This is a genomic window from Micromonospora sp. WMMA1976, assembly GCF_027497335.1.
Lineage (GTDB): Bacteria > Actinomycetota > Actinomycetes > Mycobacteriales > Micromonosporaceae > Micromonospora > Micromonospora aurantiaca.
Genome location: NZ_CP114912.1, coordinates 2,313,457 through 2,329,916, shown reverse-complemented (window position 1 = coordinate 2,329,916; position 16,460 = coordinate 2,313,457). Strand labels below are relative to the sequence as shown.

The window sequence follows — 16,460 nt, the reverse complement described above, 5'->3', positions numbered from 1 at the left end:
CTCGGGTCGGGTCAGGGACCGAACGTGAAGACGTACGCGCGCAGACCGGGCCGCTCGGCGCGCAGGGTGAGCCGGTGCTCCCCCGGCGTCGCGCCGTCGACCAGCCGGAACATGGCCGCCCGGTCGACCCGGGCCCGGCCGTCCGGTCCCACGTCGGTGCCGCGCGCGTCGGCTGCCGGTTTCCCGTCCAGCAGCACCCGAACCACTACCGGTCCCTCCGGTCCCGGGTCGGCCACCAGGTTCACCTCACCGGCGGTGAACGGCAGGACCAGTTCCGCACCGGCGCCGCCCGTCTCGACGTACTCGCCCTCGACCCGCCAGTCGCCGGTCAGCTCGTACGTGCCGGGCACACCCCGGTCCGCGCCGAGATAGGTCTCCGGGGTCATCCCCGCGTACGTGGGCTGCGGGCCGGTCACGAACGCGGTCACCTCCGGGGTGACCGGCGGCAGCGCGGGAGTGGGCGTGGCGGCCTCGACCAGCCGCCGGATCAGCGACTCGGTCCGGTCGTAGCCGCCCTCGCCGACCCAGCGGTCGGCCAGCCGCCCGTCGGCGTCGAAGAGGTACCTCGCCGGCCAGGCGTCGTTGCGCAGGGCACGCCAGAACGTGTAGTCGTCGTCGATCGCGATCGGGTAGGTGAGCCCGTGGTCGCGGATCGCCCGGTCGATGTTCTCCGGAAGCCGGCCGAAGCCGAACTCCGGCGCGTGCGCGCCGATCACCGTGAGCCCCAGGTCGCGGTAGTCACGGTGCCACGCCCGCACGTACGGGGAGGTGCGGATCCAGTTCACGCAGGTGTACTCCCAGACGTCCACCAGGACCACGCGCCCACGCAGCTCCTGCGGCGTCAGCGGCGCCGAGTTCACCCACCGGCTGACGTCGATCGGCGGCAGCCGGGTCGCCGCCGTGACCCCCGTCATCCGGGCGCGCCGCGCGGTGATGGTGTGCCGGTCATCCGATCTCCCTCCCGAGTACGTCCGGCGGCGGTTACCCGGACGGCGGGGCTTCGAACGGACGTCCGCCGGGCCCGCGCGGGCGTTTGCCTCCGGCCCGGCCGGGTAGGACGCTGCGCCACCCGAGGGCGGGCCGTGCAGGCGGCGTGGGCGGCCGGGACGTCGCGGAGGGTCGATGACGGCTGGACCAGGGCGGGCGCAGGCCCCACCGGGCGAGGTGGTGGAGCTGCGGGTGCACGGGGTCTCCGCGGGCGGGGCCGCCGAGGTGCTGGGCAGGCCGCTGGTCCGGCAGGTCGCGGGCGACCGCAGCGCCGGCTTCTACCGTCCCCGTCCGGACCTGGCCGACGGGCGCGGCGCGAGCGGGGTGACGCTGGAGGCGTACCAGTGGAACGACCTGCCGTCCGGCACCGCGCTGCGTACCCTCTCGCTGCTGTTCCTGATGCCCTTCATGCTGCTCAACGTGGCCGTGTGGATGCGGCCGGGGGACGCCGTCGGCGGCGCGGTGGTGCGGGCGCTGTGCCGGGTACTGGGGTTGAGCCTGACCGCGCTGTACGTGCTCGCCGGGGCCGGGGTCGCGCTGGACCTGGTGGCCTGGCAGTGCCTGTCCGTCCCGGCCTGCGTCGCCGACCGGGAGTGGCTGTCCTGGATGGGCGGCCGGCCGGTCGGGCTGCGGCTCGTGGTGCTGGCGCTGGTCCCGTCCGCCGCGGTGAGCCTGGTCTGGTGGGGCGCCCGGCGGCCGGGCCGCTCGTTCACCGCGTTCCGGGCGCCGGAGCGGGCGTCCGCCGGGCCCCCGCTGAGCACGATCGGCCAGTGGGACACCGAGCCGCTGATGGGCCGGCTGCGCTCGATCCACATCGCGGCGGCCTTCGCCACCCTCGACGGCTGTCTCCTCGCCGCCCGGGCCGCGCAGGGCGTCCCGCCCACGGTGGCGGTGCTGCTGGCGGTCACCGGCGCGGTGCTGCTCGCCTGCCTGGTCCTGGTCTGCGTGCCGCCGCTCGTCGACCGGGCGCCCACCGACCCGCGACGCGACCGGGTCGCCCGGGTGCTGCGCGGCACCGCGATCGGGCTCACCGTCGTGGTGGCCGGGTACCTGCTGTTCGCCCCGGCCCGCTGGCGTACCGGTGGCGGGCTGCCCGGCTACGGCTCGATCCTGACCTGGCTGCTGGTCACGCACGCGGTACTGCTCGGCGGCCTGGCCGCGGTGCTGATCTGGCACCGCCTACGGGTCCGCGGCCACCAGCCGCCGAACGGCCTCGGGGCGCTCGTGGTCGCCGCGGCGGCGGGCGGGCTCGCGGTGGCGTACTCCGCCGAGCTGGTCCAGCGCACCGCCGACCTGCTGGACCGGGGCGTGTCCCCGGCGGACGACATACCGGGTCCGGCGCACGCATACACCTGGGCGATCTACGGCTTCTTCCGGGCGCTGCTGGTGACCCTGGTGGTCGCGGCCGTGGTGGCGCTGGTGTCCAGGCGCGGCCGGACGCGGGCCGCCGAGGCGATCGTCGAGCGGGACTTCCCGTCGCCGCCGGCCGAGGCGGCGCCCCGGCTGCGGCAGGTCCGGACGATGATCGTGCGGGCCCGGTTCACCGACCTGCTGGTGCCGCTGGCGGTGCTGTTCGCCGTCATGGCCGGACTGGGCGCGGCGACCACCGCGATGGCGCTGGTCCGTCCCGATCCGGGCGAGACGCTGGAGCACCGCACGCACGTGCCGGCGGAGCTGGTCATGTTCGGTATCGAGGTGGGCGGGGTGGCGATCTCGGCGGCGGTGCTGGCCCTCATCCTCGCCGGGATCTTCGCCTACCGCAGTCCCGGGTTCCGGCACCACGTCGGCGTGCTCTTCGACCTGGCCACGTTCTGGCCCCGGGCGGCGCATCCGTTCGCACCGCCCTGTTACGCCGAGCGAGCCGTGCCGGAGCTGGCCCGGCGCATCACGCACCTGGTGCACAGCGGCAACGGGGTGCTGCTCTCCGGCTACAGCCACGGCTCGGTGCTCGTCGCCGCCACCGTTCTGCAACTGCCGGCGGAGGTCAGCTCGCGGGTCGCCCTGCTCACCTACAGCTCGCCGCTGCGCCGGCTCTACGCCCGGCTGTTCCCCGCCTACGTCGGCGGCGAGATGCTGCGCGGGATCGGCGGCCGGGTCGGCTGGCGGTGGCGCAACCTGTGGCGCGACACCGACGCGCTGGGCGGCTGGATCTTCTCCCCGCACCGCCCGGACGAGCCGGCCCGCGTCACCGGCCCGGAGGCGACTGTGGACCGTCGTCTCCGGGATCCGGAGAGCCTGGTGGCCCCGCCCTGGGACAGCGTCCCGCCACCGATCAAGGGTCATCTCCCGTCCGAGGACGACCCGGCGTACGCCGAGACGGTGCGGGACCTGGCCGGGCGGCTGCGCGCCGCCGGGCCGTGACGCGGGCCGGGTGTCACGCCGCCGGGTGGTCCGCCTCGAACCGTTCCCGGGTGAGGAACGCCAGCCTCGCCCGCTTGTCCGGCATGTCGATGTCGGGGCCGAACGTGAAGCCCTCGATGCGCAGGCGGCGCAGCATGGCGTCGTTGCGCACGTCCGGCTCGACCACCACCCGGCGCGCGGCCGGGTCGCGCAGCAGGAACCGGATCAGGGCCGGGAAGACCGCGCCGGTCAGCGAACCCGGGTACGGCCGGGGCGCGTCGAGCAGCAGATGCGTCCCCACGTCGCCGGGCTGCACCGGGTAGCGCTCGCCGACCGGGTCCGCCTCCGGCTGGTAGGTCTGGAACAGCCCGATCGGCTCGCCGTCGAGCCGGATCAGGTACGCGTGGTGGGTCTCCAGGCCGTCGACGAACGCGTAGATCTCGCGTACCTCGTCGACGGTGTGCGAGCCCATGCCCCAGAACCGGTTGCGGGGCCGGATCACCCAGCCGTGCAGCAGGCCGGCGTCCCGGTCGGGGCGTACCGGCTCCAGCGCCAGCTCGCCGAGGCCGGGGATGCGCTCCAGGTGGATCACGTCGTCTCGTCTCCCGTCAGGGGGCCGGCGGGCACCGGGATCAGCGTCCCGGCGGCCCAGTGGGTCAGTTGGTCGGCGAAGTGCGCGTCGCCGGGGCGCCCGGACGCGCCGAACGGGACGATCCAGCGGCTGGCCGCCCGGTCGGTCAGGTCCCACACGTAGCGGGCCACCGGGCCGCGCCAGCAGGCGTCCGACACGCCCGGCACGCTGGAGGTGGCCAGCACGCAGTCGGTGTCACCGGCCAGCGCCACCCGCCGCCGCATCGCGGTGACCGCGTCGGTGACCGCCGGGGCGACGCCCAGGTGCACCGGGTGCAGCAGGTGCCGGCCGCCCCACTCGCCGGGCGGCGGGCCGGCGGCCACCTCGGCCAGCGCCTCGGCCGCCGGTTCCGCGAGGTCGAGCGCGGCGGCCAGGTGGTCCAGCGCCAGGCCGATCCGGGCGGCCGGGTCGGTCCAGGGGGCGAACAGCTCGTCGAACCCGCACGGCTCGTCGAGGGCACGCAACCTCGGGTGTACGCGCAACCGCCGGGCCAACGCCGCCCGCCAGGCCGCGTACGCGCCGGCCTCGGCCGAGCCGGCCGCCATCGCCCGGTCCCATCCGCGCAGCCGCAGCAGCAGCGCGCGGGCGGGTTCGTCGAGCCGGCCCGGGTCGAGCCGGTCGAGCAGCCGGTACAGCGGGCCGGCCGGGAGCCGGTCGTCGGTGTGCACTGTGGACGCCTCGGCGCCCTCGGCGAGCAGCGCGCGGATCCGGCGCGCCCGGTGCGGCGGAGCGAAGTCGACACCGTGCGCTGCGACGTCGTCGCGCCGGTCGTTGGCGCACACCGCCGCGCCGTCGACCGGTTCGTCCACGAGCGGCAGGTAGTCGCCCCGCCACCGGTAGGCCGGTTCCCAGGCCGGCACGGGTTCGCGGCGGCAGCGTTCGTCGCGTACCGGGACCAGGCCGGCGACCAGACGGCGGACGCCGCCCTTGGTGTCGGCGGTGAGCACGCTGTTGACCGGCTCGACCCAGTGGCGCAGCGCGTCGGCGACGTCGGCGGCGCGCCGGGCGCGCAGCAGCGGCAGCAGCGCCTCGAAGCCGAGCCGGGCCTCCACCCGGCTCGGGGCGCGCAGCGCGATGGCCTCGCCGGTGACCCGGTCGTGGTCGATCACCGGCCCGCGCGGCGTCTCGATCACCTCGACCGTCTCCGGGTCGCCGCCGCGGACCTCGATCTCCTCGACGTTACGCGCGACCGGGGTCCAGCCGTCGGCGTCGCGCGCCAGCACGCGGTCGCCGTCGCGGCGCAGCCGCTCGCGGTAGAGGTCCTGGTAGTCGGCCATCGCGTTGGTGACGGCCCAGGCCACGTGGCCGGTGTGGCCGAAGTGCGGCAGGCCCGGCACGCCGGGGAAGGCGAGACCGACCACGTCGAACTCCGGGCAGGCCAGCCGGACCTGCTGGTAGACGCCGGGCAGTTCGAGCAGCCGGTGCGGGTCACCGGCGATCAGCGGGCCGCGCCCGGTGGCCGGGTCGGCGGTCAGCGCCCAGGCGTTGCTGCCGGACGAGGCGGGTCCCTCGACCGCGAACAGTCCGGTGGCCTCGGGGCCGAGCGTCCGGGCCACGTGCGCGTGCCAGAGCTTGTTCGGGAAGGTGGAGAACAGCACGTGCTGGACGAGGAACACGCCGAGCGGCGACCAGGGGCGCCAGGGCTCGGGCGCGGCGCCGGTGGCGGCGAACTCGGGTGCCGCGGCGGCGCCCTCGGCGAGCCCGGAGTTGACCCCGTCGACGTACGCCCCGACCCACCGCCGGGTATCAGGGTCGAGCCGTTCGTAGCAGCGCCGGGCGGTGTCGTCCAGCCGTACGCGGCGGGCGAACCGGTCCCACGCCAGTTCGGCCGGGCCGACGTGGGCGGCCAGGCGACCCTCGGCGCGCCATCGTTCGACGCTGAGCTGCCAGGCCCGGTCCAGCGCGGCGACACGCCCCTGCAGACGCGCGAGCGCGTCGACGTCGCCGGCCCACAGCTGGGGCACGCCCCACTGGTCGCGATCGACGTGTGTCATCGTCTCGCGCCACCTCGGCGCGCCGGGCGACGGTTCCGTTCGACAGTCAACTTAGGATAACCTCCCCTAACCGAGGGCGACCTTACCGCGACGCGGACGGGGCGCCAACCGGCGGCACATCCGGGACAAAGCATCCCGAGTCGCGCTTGATAGTTAGGCCAGCCTAACCTAACCTGATCGCCGCGGCTCTGGCCGCGTCCTGTCCGTACGACCGCTGGGATGTCGCATGAGTTCGATCGGGAGCCCGACCGGCGCCGCGCCCGCCGACACCGGCCGCGCCGCCGCCACGGCACGCGGCCACCTGTTCAACGCCGGCTCGCTCGGGCGCTACCGGGACGTGCTGGCGCGCGGCGTGGACCGGGTGGCCCGCCGGGTGGCCGAGGCGGACCGTCCGTTCACCGGCGTCACGCCCGAGGAACTGGCCCCGCTCGTCGGCGCCATCGACCTGGACCGGCCGCTCGGCGACACCGACGCCGCCCTGGACGAGCTGCACGACGTGTGGCTGCGCGACGCCGTCTGGTTCCACCACCCGCGCTACCTGGCCCACCTGAACTGCCCGGTGGTCATCCCGGCGCTGCTCGGCGAGGCGGTCCTCAGCGCGGTCAACTCCTCACTGGACACCTGGGACCAGAGCGCCGGCGCGACGCTGATGGAGCGCCGCCTGATCGAGTGGACGGCCGGGCGCATCGGGCTCGGCGCCGGCGCCGACGGGGTCTTCACCAGCGGCGGCACCCAGTCGAACCTCCAGGCGCTGCTGCTGGCGCGCGAGGAGGCGTACCGCACGGTGGTGGGCGGCACCGGCGGCCGGCCGGACCGGCCACAGGTGCTGTCCCGGCTTCGCGTCATCACCTCCGCAGCAGGGCACTTCAGCGTGCAGAAGGCCGCCAAGCTGCTCGGCCTGGCCGCCGACGCGGTGCTCACCGTGCCCACCGACGCGAACCGCCGGATGAGCACCGACGAACTGGCCCGCGCGATCGACAGCTGTCACCGCGACGGTCAGGTGGTGATGGCCGTCGTCGCCACCGCCGGCACCACCGACTTCGGCACCGTCGACCCGCTGCCGGAGATCGCCGACATCTGCGCCGCCGCGGGCGTCTGGCTGCACGTCGACGCCGCGTACGGCTGCGGGCTGCTGGTCTCCCCCACCCGCCGGCACCTGCTCGACGGCATCGAACGGGCCGCGTCGGTGACTGTGGACTACCACAAGTCGTTCTTCCAGCCGGTCAGCTCCAGCGCGCTGCTGGTCCGCGACGGCCGGACGCTGCGCCACGCCACCTGGCACGCCGACTACCTCAACCCGGCCCGCGCGGTCGAGCAGGGCATCCCGAACCAGGTCGACAAGAGCATCCAGACCACCCGCCGGTTCGACGCCTGCAAGCTCTGGCTGACCCTACGGATCATGGGGCCGGACGCGATCGGCGCGCTCTTCGACCAGGTCGTCGATCTCGCGGCGCAGGCGTGGCGGCGGCTCGACGCCGACCCGCGCTTCGAGGTGGCCGCGCCGTCGCAGCTGAGCACAGTGGTCTTCCGGTACCGGCCCGCCGGCCTCGCCGCCGACCTGGTCGACGAGGCCAACCTGTACGCCCGCGAGGCGCTCGCCGCCTCCGGCGCGGCACTGGTCGCCGGCACCCGGGTCGACGGTGCCCACCACCTGAAGCTCACAGTGCTCAACCCGGAGACCACAGTGGACGACATCGCCCACGTGCTGGACCTCGTCGCCGACCACGCCGCCTGGTACGCCCGGACCGCCACCGCCACCGAGCTGTCCTGCCCGGTCGGCTGACCCCCGTCGAGGAGAACGAGAACCCCATGTCGACCCACGACTTCATCGCCGTCGGGCTGGGCCCCTACAACCTCGGACTGGCCTGCCTCACCGCCCCGATCGACGACCTCGACGGACTGTTCCTGGAGGCGCGGGACAGCTTCGACTGGCATCCCGGCATGCTGCTCGAATCGACCCGGCTCCAGACGCCGTTCATCGCCGACCTGGTCACGCTCGCGGACCCGACCTCGCCGTACTCGTTCCTGAGCTACCTGAAGGAGACCGGCCGGCTCTACCCGTTCTACATCCGGGAGAGCTTCTTCCCGCTGCGCGCCGAGTACAACGACTACTGCCGTTGGGCCGCCGCCAAGCTGCCGAACCTGCGCTTCCGGCACGCCGTCACCGCCGTCGAGTACGACGAGGCCGACGACAGGTACGTGGTGCACGCCGACACGCCGGACGGGCCGGTCACGCACCGGGCCCGGCACCTCGTGCTCGGCACCGGCACACCGCCGTACCTGCCGCCGGCCTGCACCGGGCTCGGCGGTGACATGATCCACAACTCGCGCTACCTGGAACACCGGGAGGCGCTGCGGGCCAAGGACAGCATCACGATCGTCGGCAGCGGCCAGAGCGCCGCCGAGATCTACCACGACCTGCTCGGTGACATCGACACGTACGGCTACCAGCTCACCTGGGTGACCCGCTCGCCCCGGTTCTTCCCGCTGGAGTACACAAAGCTCACGCTGGAGATGACCTCACCGGACTACGTGGACTACTTCCACGCACTGCCCGAGCCGACCCGCTACGCGCTGGAGGCCGCGCAGAAGCCGCTGTTCAAGGGCATCAACGCCGACCTGATCAACGACATCTACGACCTGCTGTACGCCAAGAGCCTGCCCGGGCCGGTGCCCACCCGCCTGCTCACCAACACCGAACTGGTCGAGGCGGCGTACACCGACGGTCGCTACCGGCTCGGGCTGCGCCACACCGAGCAGAACCGCGCGTTCACGCTGGACACGCAGGGGCTGGTGCTGGCCACCGGCTACCACTACCGGGTGCCGGAGTTCCTCGCGCCGGTACGCGACCGGCTGCGCTTCGACGCGCACGGCCGCTTCGACGTGGCCCGCAACTACAGCGTCGACCACACCGGCCGCGGCGTGTTCCTCCAGAACGGCGGCACCCACACGCACAGCATCACCTCGCCCGACCTCGGCATGGGCCCGTACCGCAACTCGTGGCTGATCCGGGAGATGACCGGCCGGGAGCACTACCCGGTGGAGAAGACCATCGCGTTCCAGGAGTTCGGAGTACCGGCATGAGCGAGCGCACCGAGCGAAGCGAGGGCCGCGAGCGCATGCCCAAACAGCCCGGCATGACCAGCTTCACCCGCATCGACGACGCGCTGGGCGAGTTCACGCTGCGCCCGCTGGACCCGGACGCCGACGCCGCGCTGCTGCACCGCTGGGTGACCCATCCCAAGTCCGCGTTCTGGCTGATGCAGGACGCCGACGTTGACGCGGTCGCCGAGGAGTACCGGCGCATCGCCGACCACCCGCACCACGACGCGTACCTGGGGTCGTGGCGCGGCAGCCCGGCGTTCCTGGCCGAACGGTACGACCCGGCGCACGTCGAGCTGGCCGGCCTGTACGACCCGGAGCCCGGCGACGTGGGCATGCACTTCCTCTGCGCACCCGCCGACACGCCGGTGCACGGCTTCACCCGTGCCGTCATCACCACCGTGATGGCCTGGCTGTTCGCCGACCCGGCGACCCGCCGGGTGGTGGTGGAACCGGACGTGCGCAACACCGCCGTGCACGCACTCAACGCGGCAGTCGGCTTCACCGTCGTCGGCCCGATCCGCAAGCCCGAGAAGGAGGCGCTGCTCAGCTTCTGCACCCGGGACCAGTTCCGGGCCGCCACCGGCGCGCCCACAGGCGAGAAAGGGGCACCGGCGTGAACGCCAGCGCATCCGTGGACCACCTGACCCCCGAGGCGTGGGCGACGGCAAACCGGCTGCTGGTGCGCAAGGCGCTCGCCGAGTTCGCCCACGAGCGCCTGATCACCCCCGAGCCCGACGGCCCGGGACGGTGGCTGGTCCGCAGCGACGACGGCGCCGTCGAGTACCGGTTCGCGGCGCAGCGGCTGGCGCTGGACCACTGGGAGGTCGACGCGGACAGCATCGTGCGCCGCCGCGACGGCGCTGACCTGCCGCCCGACGCCGTGGACCTCTGCGTGGAGCTGCGCGGCGCACTCGGCCTCACCGACGCGATCCTGCCGGTCTACCTGGAGGAGATCACCTCCACGCTCGCCGGGACCGCGTACAAGCTGGCCAAGCCCGCAGTGAGCGCCGCCGAGCTGGCCGCCGCCGGGTTCCAGGCGATCGAGACCGGCATGACCGAGGGACACCCCTGCTTCGTGGCGAACAACGGCCGCATCGGCTTCGGCGTGCACGAGTACCACGCGTACGCCCCGGAGGCCGCCGCGCCGGTACGGCTGCTCTGGCTCGCCGCGCACCGCGACCACACCACGTTCACCTGCGCCGGCGACCTGGACTACGACACGCTGATGCGGGCCGAGCTGGGCGAGCAGACGCTGGCCGGGTTCACCGCCACGCTCACCGGGCTGGGCCTGGACCCGGCCGACTATCTGTTCGTCCCGGTGCACCCGTGGCAGTGGTGGAACAAGCTCGCCGTCACGTTCGCCGGTGAGGTGGCCCGGCGCCGGCTGGTCTGCCTCGGCGAGGGGCCGGACGAATACCTCGCGCAGCAGTCCATCCGGACCTTCTTCAACGTCAGCGACCCGGCGAAGCACTACGTCAAGACCGCGCTGTCGGTGCTGAACATGGGCTTCATGCGTGGCCTGTCCGCCGCGTACATGGAGGCGACGCCGGCCATCAACGACTGGCTGGCCGGGCTGATCGAGGGCGACCCGGTGCTCAGGCGCACCCGACTGTCGATCATCCGGGAGCGGGCCGCGATCGGCTACCGCCACCGGCAGTACGAGGCGGCGACCGACAGGTACTCCCCGTACCGGAAGATGCTGGCGGCGCTGTGGCGGGAGAGCCCGGTACCCGGGCTGGAACCCGGGCGGCGGCTGGCCACCATGGCCTCGCTGCTGCACCTGGACTCCGACGGGCGGTCGCTGGCCGCGGCGCTGATCGACGAGTCGGGGCTGGCGCCGGCCGACTGGCTGCGCCGCTACCTGGACGCCTACCTGGTGCCGCTGCTGCACAGCCTGTACGCCTACGACCTGGCGTTCATGCCGCACGGCGAGAACGTCATCCTGGTGCTGCGCGACGGCGTGGTCGAGCGGGCCGTGTTCAAGGACATCGCCGAGGAGATCGTGGTGATGGACCCGGACGCGGACCTGCCCGAGCGGGTGGGACGGATCCGGGCCGCCGTGCCCGAGGGCGAGAAGATCCTGTCCATCTTCACCGACGTCTTCGACTGCTTCCTGCGGCACCTCAGCGCCACCCTGCACACCCGCGGCGTGCTCGACCAGGACGAGTTCTGGCGCACCGTCGCCGCGTGCGCCACCGACTACGCCGCCACGGTGCCGCACCTGGCCGACCGGATGCGCCGGCACGACCTGTTCGCGCCGGAGTTCACGCTGTCCTGCCTCAACCGGCTCCAGCTGCGCAACAACCAGCAGATGGTGGACCTGTCCGACCCGTCGGCCGCGTTGCAGTTCGCCGGCACGCTGGTCAACCCGCTCGCCCCGTACGCGCCGCGCGCATGACGAAGCGGGCCGGCGCACCATGCGCCGGCCCGCTTCGCACAGCGGTGGAGACGATCAGTTCTCCGCGCGACCGGCCCGCCAGTAGCCCATGAACGCCACCGCGCGCCGGTCCATGCCCCGCTCGGTGACCAGGTGCCGCCGCAGGCCGCGGATCACCGCCGCCTCCCCGGCCAGCCAGGCGTAGAGCGCCGCCCCGTCGGGCCGCTCCGGCACCTCCCAGAGGATGTCCCGGTCCACGTCCACCTCGGCCAGCGGCGCGGCGCCCGCCGCGACCGGCACCGGCACCAGCCGGCCGGCCAGGCTCGTCACGGCCGGGGTGAGCCGGCTGCCGTGCGGGGCGCCGTCGCGGGGCAGCCAGGTCACCGTGACGCCGGCCGGGGCCGCGCAGGGCAACTCGTCACCGGTCTCCGGCACCTCCACCAGCGCGTGCCCGCGCACCTCGGCGGGCAGCCGCTCCAGGATCGCGCAGATCGCCGGCGCGGCGGTCTCGTCGCCGGCGAGCAGCAGCGTCGCGCCGGCCGGCGGCTGGAACTCGACGCCGCCGTGCGGCCCGTCCCAGCCGGCATCCGGGCCGACCACGGCGATCCGGTCGCCGAGGCGGGCCCGCCGGGCCCACCGGGTGGCCGGGCCGCCGTCGCCGTGCAGCGCCATGTCCACGTCCACCTCGTATGCCTCCGGCCGCACCGCCCGCACCGTGTAGGTGCGGATCGGACTACGCAGCCCGTCCGGCAGCTCACGCCACCGCGGGAACCAGTCCGGCCCGTCGGGCAGTTCCCCCGGCGCCCCGTCGACCGGCGGCAGGGCCAGCTTGATCCGCTGGTCGTACCCGTTGTCGGCGAACCGGTCCAGGTCCGGGCCGGTGAGCGTCACCCGCAGGAACGACGGGCCGAGCCGCCGCAGCGCGCGGACCTCGACGGTGAAGACTCGCCAGGGCGCGACGGCCAAGGTGCTGGTCATGCGTCATTCCTCTCACGTGCGGGGGGTGGTTCGTCGGCGAACGGGTCAACGGGCGGCCGCCGCGGCGCGAGAGCGCCACAACAGCCAGACGAAGTACGGGGTGCCGATCATGGCGGTGACCAGACCGGCGGGGACCTGGGCGGGGGCGATGACGCTGCGGCCGAGCGTGTCGGCGAGGCTGACCAGGGTGGCGCCGAGCAGCACCGCGACCGGCAGGACGCGGGTGTGCCGCCCGCCGACGAGCGCCCGGGCCGCGTGCGGCGCGACCAGGCCGACGAAGCCGATCACGCCGACCGCCGACACGGCGGTGGCGGTGAGCAGTGCCGCCAGGCCGAGCGCGACCAGCCGGGCGCGTTCCAGCCGGACGCCGAGCACCCGGGGCGTGTCGTCGTCGAGCGCGAGCAGGTCCAGCTCGCGGCGCACCGCGGCGACCACCGGCAGCGCGATCAGCAGCGCGATCGCCACCGGCAGCACCTGCGGCGCGGTACGCCCGTAGGTGGAGCCGGACAGCCAGGTCAGCGCCTTGCCGGTGTTCCACGGGTCGGAGGACACCACGATGAACGTGATGATCGCCGTGCCGCCCTGCCAGACCGCGAACCCGATCAGCACCAGCCGGTCGGAGTTGAGCCCCCGCCGCCGGGCCAGGCCGTAGACCAGTGCGAACGCGACGACCGCGCCGAGTCCGGCGGCGCCGGACAGGGCAAGCACGCCGGCCATCGGCGCGAACGTCAGCAGCGACACCGCCCCGATGCCGGCGCCACCGGTGATGCCGAGGATGCCCGGTTCGGCCAGCGGGTTGCGGCACACCGCCTGCACCGTGGTGCCGGCCAGGGCCAGCGCCGCGCCGGCCAGCAGCGCTGCGGCGACGCGCGGCCAGCGGGCGTCCAGCACGAAGGTGTACGCCGGTCCGGTGCGGCCCTGCACCCAGTTGACGATGTCGCCGACCAGCACCCAGGTGTCGCCGGCGAGCATGCCGAGCACCAGCGCGGCGGTGACGACGACCGCGCAGACCGCGACGACGACGGCGACGAAGCCGCGGGAGCGGACGGCGGCGTGGCCGCCCGGCGCCTGCCGGGTCGGTCCGGCGTCGCGGTGGCGGCGGGCCAGCCAGACCAGCAGCACCGCGCCGAAGAGCGTGGTCACCACGCCGGTCGGCACGTCGACCCCGGCCTGCCCGCCGAGCACGGCGCGCAGCAGCACGTCGGAGCCGAGGACGATGACCACGCCGACGATGCCGGACAGCGGCATCAGGACGCGGTGCCGATGCACCTCGGGCACCCACCGGCCGAGCAGCCGGACGATCACCGGCGCGCCGAGGCCGACGAAGCCGATCGGGCCGGCCAGGGTGACCGCCGCGGCGGAGAGCAGCACCGCCAGCAGCACGACAGTCAGCCGGGTACGGCGCACGTTGAGCCCGAGCACGGTGGCGGTGTCGTCGCCGAGGGCGAGCAGGTCCAGCCGGTGCCCGAGGGCCACGAGCACCAGCGCGGCGACAGCGATCACGGGGGCGAGCTGGGTGAACGCCACCAGGTCGCCCTGCACGAGCGAGCCGTTGCCCCAGGCGAACAGGCCGATGGTGGCCTGCTCGAACAGCAGCATGAGCAGCATGGTCAGCGAGGAGAGCGCCATCGCGGTGGCCGAGCCGGCGAGGATGAGCCGGGTGGTGGCGGCCTGACCGCCGGCCGAGAGCAGCATGACCAGGGAGGCGGCGGCGAGGCCGCCGCAGAACGCCAGCCCGCCCGCGGGCAGCGCGGGCAGCGCGATCCCGAACGCGGCGGTGGAGACGATCGCCAGGTGCGCGCCCGCGTTGACGGCGAGCGTGTCCGGCGAGGCGAGCGGATTGCGGGTGGTCGACTGCAGCGCCGCGCCGGCGAAGCCGAGCGCGACGCCCACGGCCAGGCCGGTGAGCAGCCGGGGCAGGCGGGAGGCGACGAGCACCCGGGCGGTCTCGTCGTCGCCGCCGGTGAGCAGCCGGAGCAGGTCCAGCGCCCCCACCGAGGAGGTGCCCTGGGTGAGGTGCACCGCGGTGATCGCGACGAGCAGCGCGGCGGCGAGGGCGAACGCGCCGGCGACCCGGCTGCGCCGGGCGGGCGGCGGCCCGACCGGGGCCGGCCGGGTGGCCGGCCCCGGCGGGGCGGGGGCGGTCATCGCGCTCAAGCCGTGTAGACCTTGACCAGCTCGTCGATGTACTGCTTGGCGGACAGCGTGCCGCCGAAGGTCCAGATGCCGTTGGGCATCTTGTGCAGCTTGTTCTGCTGAACGAACGGCAGGGAACGCCAGATCGCGTTGCCGGCGAGGCCGTCGGCGAACACGTCGGTGCCGTCCGAGGCGTTGTAGAAGAAGTGCACGTCCTGCCCCTTGAGGACGGTCATGCCCTCGACGTCGGTCTGGCCCAGGCCCCACATCTCGTCGGTCTTGCCGGTCCAGGCGTTCTTGAGGCCGAGCTGGATGCCGAGCTGGGAGACGAGCGCGCCCTCGCCGAACATCCGGATCGAGACGGTGCTGCCCTCCTTCCAGCCGTCGGCGATCGCGAACTGCTTGCCGGCCGCACCGGCGTCGGCGATCTTCTTCTTGCCGTCGGCGAGCGCGGCGTCGAAGTCGGCGAGCAGCTTGTCCGCCTGCGCGGTGCGCCCGGTCGCGGTGGCGATCATCTTCAGGTCCGCGCGCATCCGGCCGATGTTGTCGGAGGCGTCGCTGCCCTTGGTGACCAGCACGGGGACGTACTTCTCGAGCTGGGTGACGACGGCGGAGCCGCGCTCGGCCTCCATCACCACGAGGTCCGGCTGGAGGGCGACGATGGAGTCGACGCTCGGCTCGCCCCGGGTGCCGACGTCCTTGACGCTCGCGTCGAGCGGGGCGGCGGTCACCCAGGTGGCGTACCCCTTGGGGTCGGCCACGCCGACCGGCATCACGCCGAGGCCGACGAGCATCTCCACCTCGCCCCACTCCAGGCCGACGACCTTGCTGGCGGGGCTCTTGAGCGTGATGGTCTTGCCCCGGCTGTCGGTGACGGTGACCGGGCCGGTGGACGCGGCGTCGGAGGGGGACGGTGCGGCGGCGGGCTCCTCGGTGGTGCCGCAGCCGGCGATCAGCAGCGCGCTCGCCGCGGCGGCGACGAGCAGGGTCATTCGGGTACGCAGCATCGGGTTTCTCTTCTGTGTGCAGGAGTCGGTCAGGCGGAGACGCGGGTCGTGTGCCGGCCGACGGGACGTGTGGAGAGCAGATTGGTGACCGGGTCGACGCTCACCTCGACGCGGATGCCGTACGCCTCGGTGAGCGCCGCCTCGGTGAACACCTCGTGCGGGGTGCCGGTACCGCGTACCCGGCCCTCGTGCAGGAGCACGACCTGGTCGGCGACGGCGGCCGCCTGGTTGAGGTCGTGCAGCACCACACCGACGGCGACGCCGGCGGTGTCGGCGAGGTCGCGCATCAGGTCGAGGATCTCCACCTGGTAGCGCAGGTCCAGGAACGTGGTCGGCTCGTCCAGCAGCAGGATCGCGGTGTCCTGGGCCAGGCAGGTGGCCAGCCAGACCCGTTGCAGTTCGCCGCCGGAGAGTTCGTCGACCGGCCGTCCGGCCATGCCGTCGACGCCTGTCACCCGCATGGCGCGGTCGATCGCGGCCGGTCCGTCGAGGTCGTTCGCGCGCCACCGCTGCCGGTACGGGTGCCGGCCGTACCCGACCACGTCCCGCACCGTCACCCCGCTGGGGGTGGGCCTGCTCTGCGCGAGCAGCGTGACCCGGCGGGCGAAGTCCCGGGCGGACAGCGTCCGGGCCGGTGTGCCGTCGGCGAGCACGATCTCGCCGTGCTCCAGTGGGTGCAGGCGGGCAAGTCCGCGCAGCAGCGTCGACTTGCCGCTGCCGTTGGGGCCGACCAGCGCGGTCACCGCCGCGGGCCGCAGCGTGATGGCGGCGTCGTGCACCACCGTCTTGCCGTGGTAGCCCAGCCGCAGCTCACTGCCGCGCAGGCCGTCGGCCCGCATCGTTCCGCTCGTCACGCAGGTTAGGCTAACCTAAGACTCGATCATCCTGTCAAGCCGGTCCTTCGG

Annotated in this window: 12 protein-coding genes; 5 read left to right on the top strand and 7 right to left on the bottom strand. The window is 74.0% G+C overall.

What is annotated here, in order from left to right; all coding sequences use genetic code 11:
- Positions 1–11: 11 nt before the first annotated feature.
- On the bottom strand, positions 12–914 hold the full coding sequence (locus O7546_RS10830; protein ID WP_194799930.1) for a redoxin: 903 nt from the start codon (positions 912–914) through the stop codon (positions 12–14).
- 208 nt (positions 915–1,122) lie between these two features.
- Between O7546_RS10830 and O7546_RS10825 the strand changes: the two genes are divergently transcribed.
- Complete coding sequence (locus tag O7546_RS10825; protein ID WP_281600856.1) at positions 1,123–3,348, top strand: hypothetical protein; 2,226 nt, start codon at positions 1,123–1,125, stop codon at positions 3,346–3,348.
- Positions 3,349–3,361: 13 nt separating this feature from the next.
- Here O7546_RS10825 and O7546_RS10820 read toward each other — a convergent pair whose 3' ends face one another.
- Both O7546_RS10820 and O7546_RS10815 read right to left on the bottom strand, forming a co-directional pair.
- Positions 3,362–3,919: a GNAT family N-acetyltransferase gene (locus O7546_RS10820; protein ID WP_194799928.1), complete on the bottom strand. Its 558-nt coding sequence runs from the start codon at positions 3,917–3,919 to the stop codon at positions 3,362–3,364.
- Positions 3,916–5,952, bottom strand: a complete 2,037-nt coding sequence (locus O7546_RS10815) for a penicillin acylase family protein (RefSeq protein WP_281600855.1) — start codon at positions 5,950–5,952, stop codon at positions 3,916–3,918. The genes O7546_RS10820 and O7546_RS10815 overlap by 4 nt, the downstream gene beginning before the upstream one ends.
- Before the next feature lie 226 nt (positions 5,953–6,178).
- Between O7546_RS10815 and O7546_RS10810 the strand changes: the two genes are divergently transcribed.
- From O7546_RS10810 to O7546_RS10795, 4 genes are read left to right on the top strand one after another with little or no spacing between them, the layout of a single operon-like run.
- The gene (locus O7546_RS10810; RefSeq protein WP_228531753.1) at positions 6,179–7,735 is read left to right on the top strand and encodes an aspartate aminotransferase family protein; all 1,557 of its coding nucleotides are present in this window, start codon (positions 6,179–6,181) and stop codon (positions 7,733–7,735) included.
- A gap of 26 nt (positions 7,736–7,761) precedes the next feature.
- Entirely contained in the window at positions 7,762–9,036 is a 1,275-nt protein-coding gene (locus O7546_RS10805; RefSeq protein ID WP_194799926.1) for a lysine N(6)-hydroxylase/L-ornithine N(5)-oxygenase family protein, read from the top strand.
- Between the two features lie 53 nt (positions 9,037–9,089).
- On the top strand, positions 9,090–9,674 hold the full coding sequence (locus tag O7546_RS10800; RefSeq protein WP_194800127.1) for a GNAT family N-acetyltransferase: 585 nt from the start codon (positions 9,090–9,092) through the stop codon (positions 9,672–9,674).
- A complete protein-coding gene (locus tag O7546_RS10795) occupies positions 9,671–11,455 on the top strand; it encodes an IucA/IucC family siderophore biosynthesis protein (protein ID WP_269696684.1) in 1,785 nt (594 codons plus the stop codon). The genes O7546_RS10800 and O7546_RS10795 overlap by 4 nt, the downstream gene beginning before the upstream one ends.
- Before the next feature lie 54 nt (positions 11,456–11,509).
- On the opposite strand, the gene O7546_RS10790 is transcribed toward O7546_RS10795, so the two are convergent.
- From O7546_RS10790 to O7546_RS10775, 4 genes are read right to left on the bottom strand one after another with little or no spacing between them, the layout of a single operon-like run.
- Entirely contained in the window at positions 11,510–12,412 is a 903-nt protein-coding gene (locus O7546_RS10790; RefSeq protein ID WP_281600854.1) for a siderophore-interacting protein, read from the bottom strand.
- 45 nt (positions 12,413–12,457) lie between these two features.
- Complete coding sequence (locus tag O7546_RS10785; RefSeq protein WP_194800126.1) at positions 12,458–14,560, bottom strand: iron ABC transporter permease; 2,103 nt, start codon at positions 14,558–14,560, stop codon at positions 12,458–12,460.
- Between the two features lie 5 nt (positions 14,561–14,565).
- Positions 14,566–15,555: an iron-siderophore ABC transporter substrate-binding protein gene (locus tag O7546_RS10780; protein WP_194799923.1), complete on the bottom strand. Its 990-nt coding sequence runs from the start codon at positions 15,553–15,555 to the stop codon at positions 14,566–14,568.
- Between the two features lie 29 nt (positions 15,556–15,584).
- A complete protein-coding gene (locus O7546_RS10775) occupies positions 15,585–16,394 on the bottom strand; it encodes an ABC transporter ATP-binding protein (RefSeq protein WP_194800125.1) in 810 nt (269 codons plus the stop codon).
- Between the last annotated feature and the right edge of the window lie 66 nt (positions 16,395–16,460).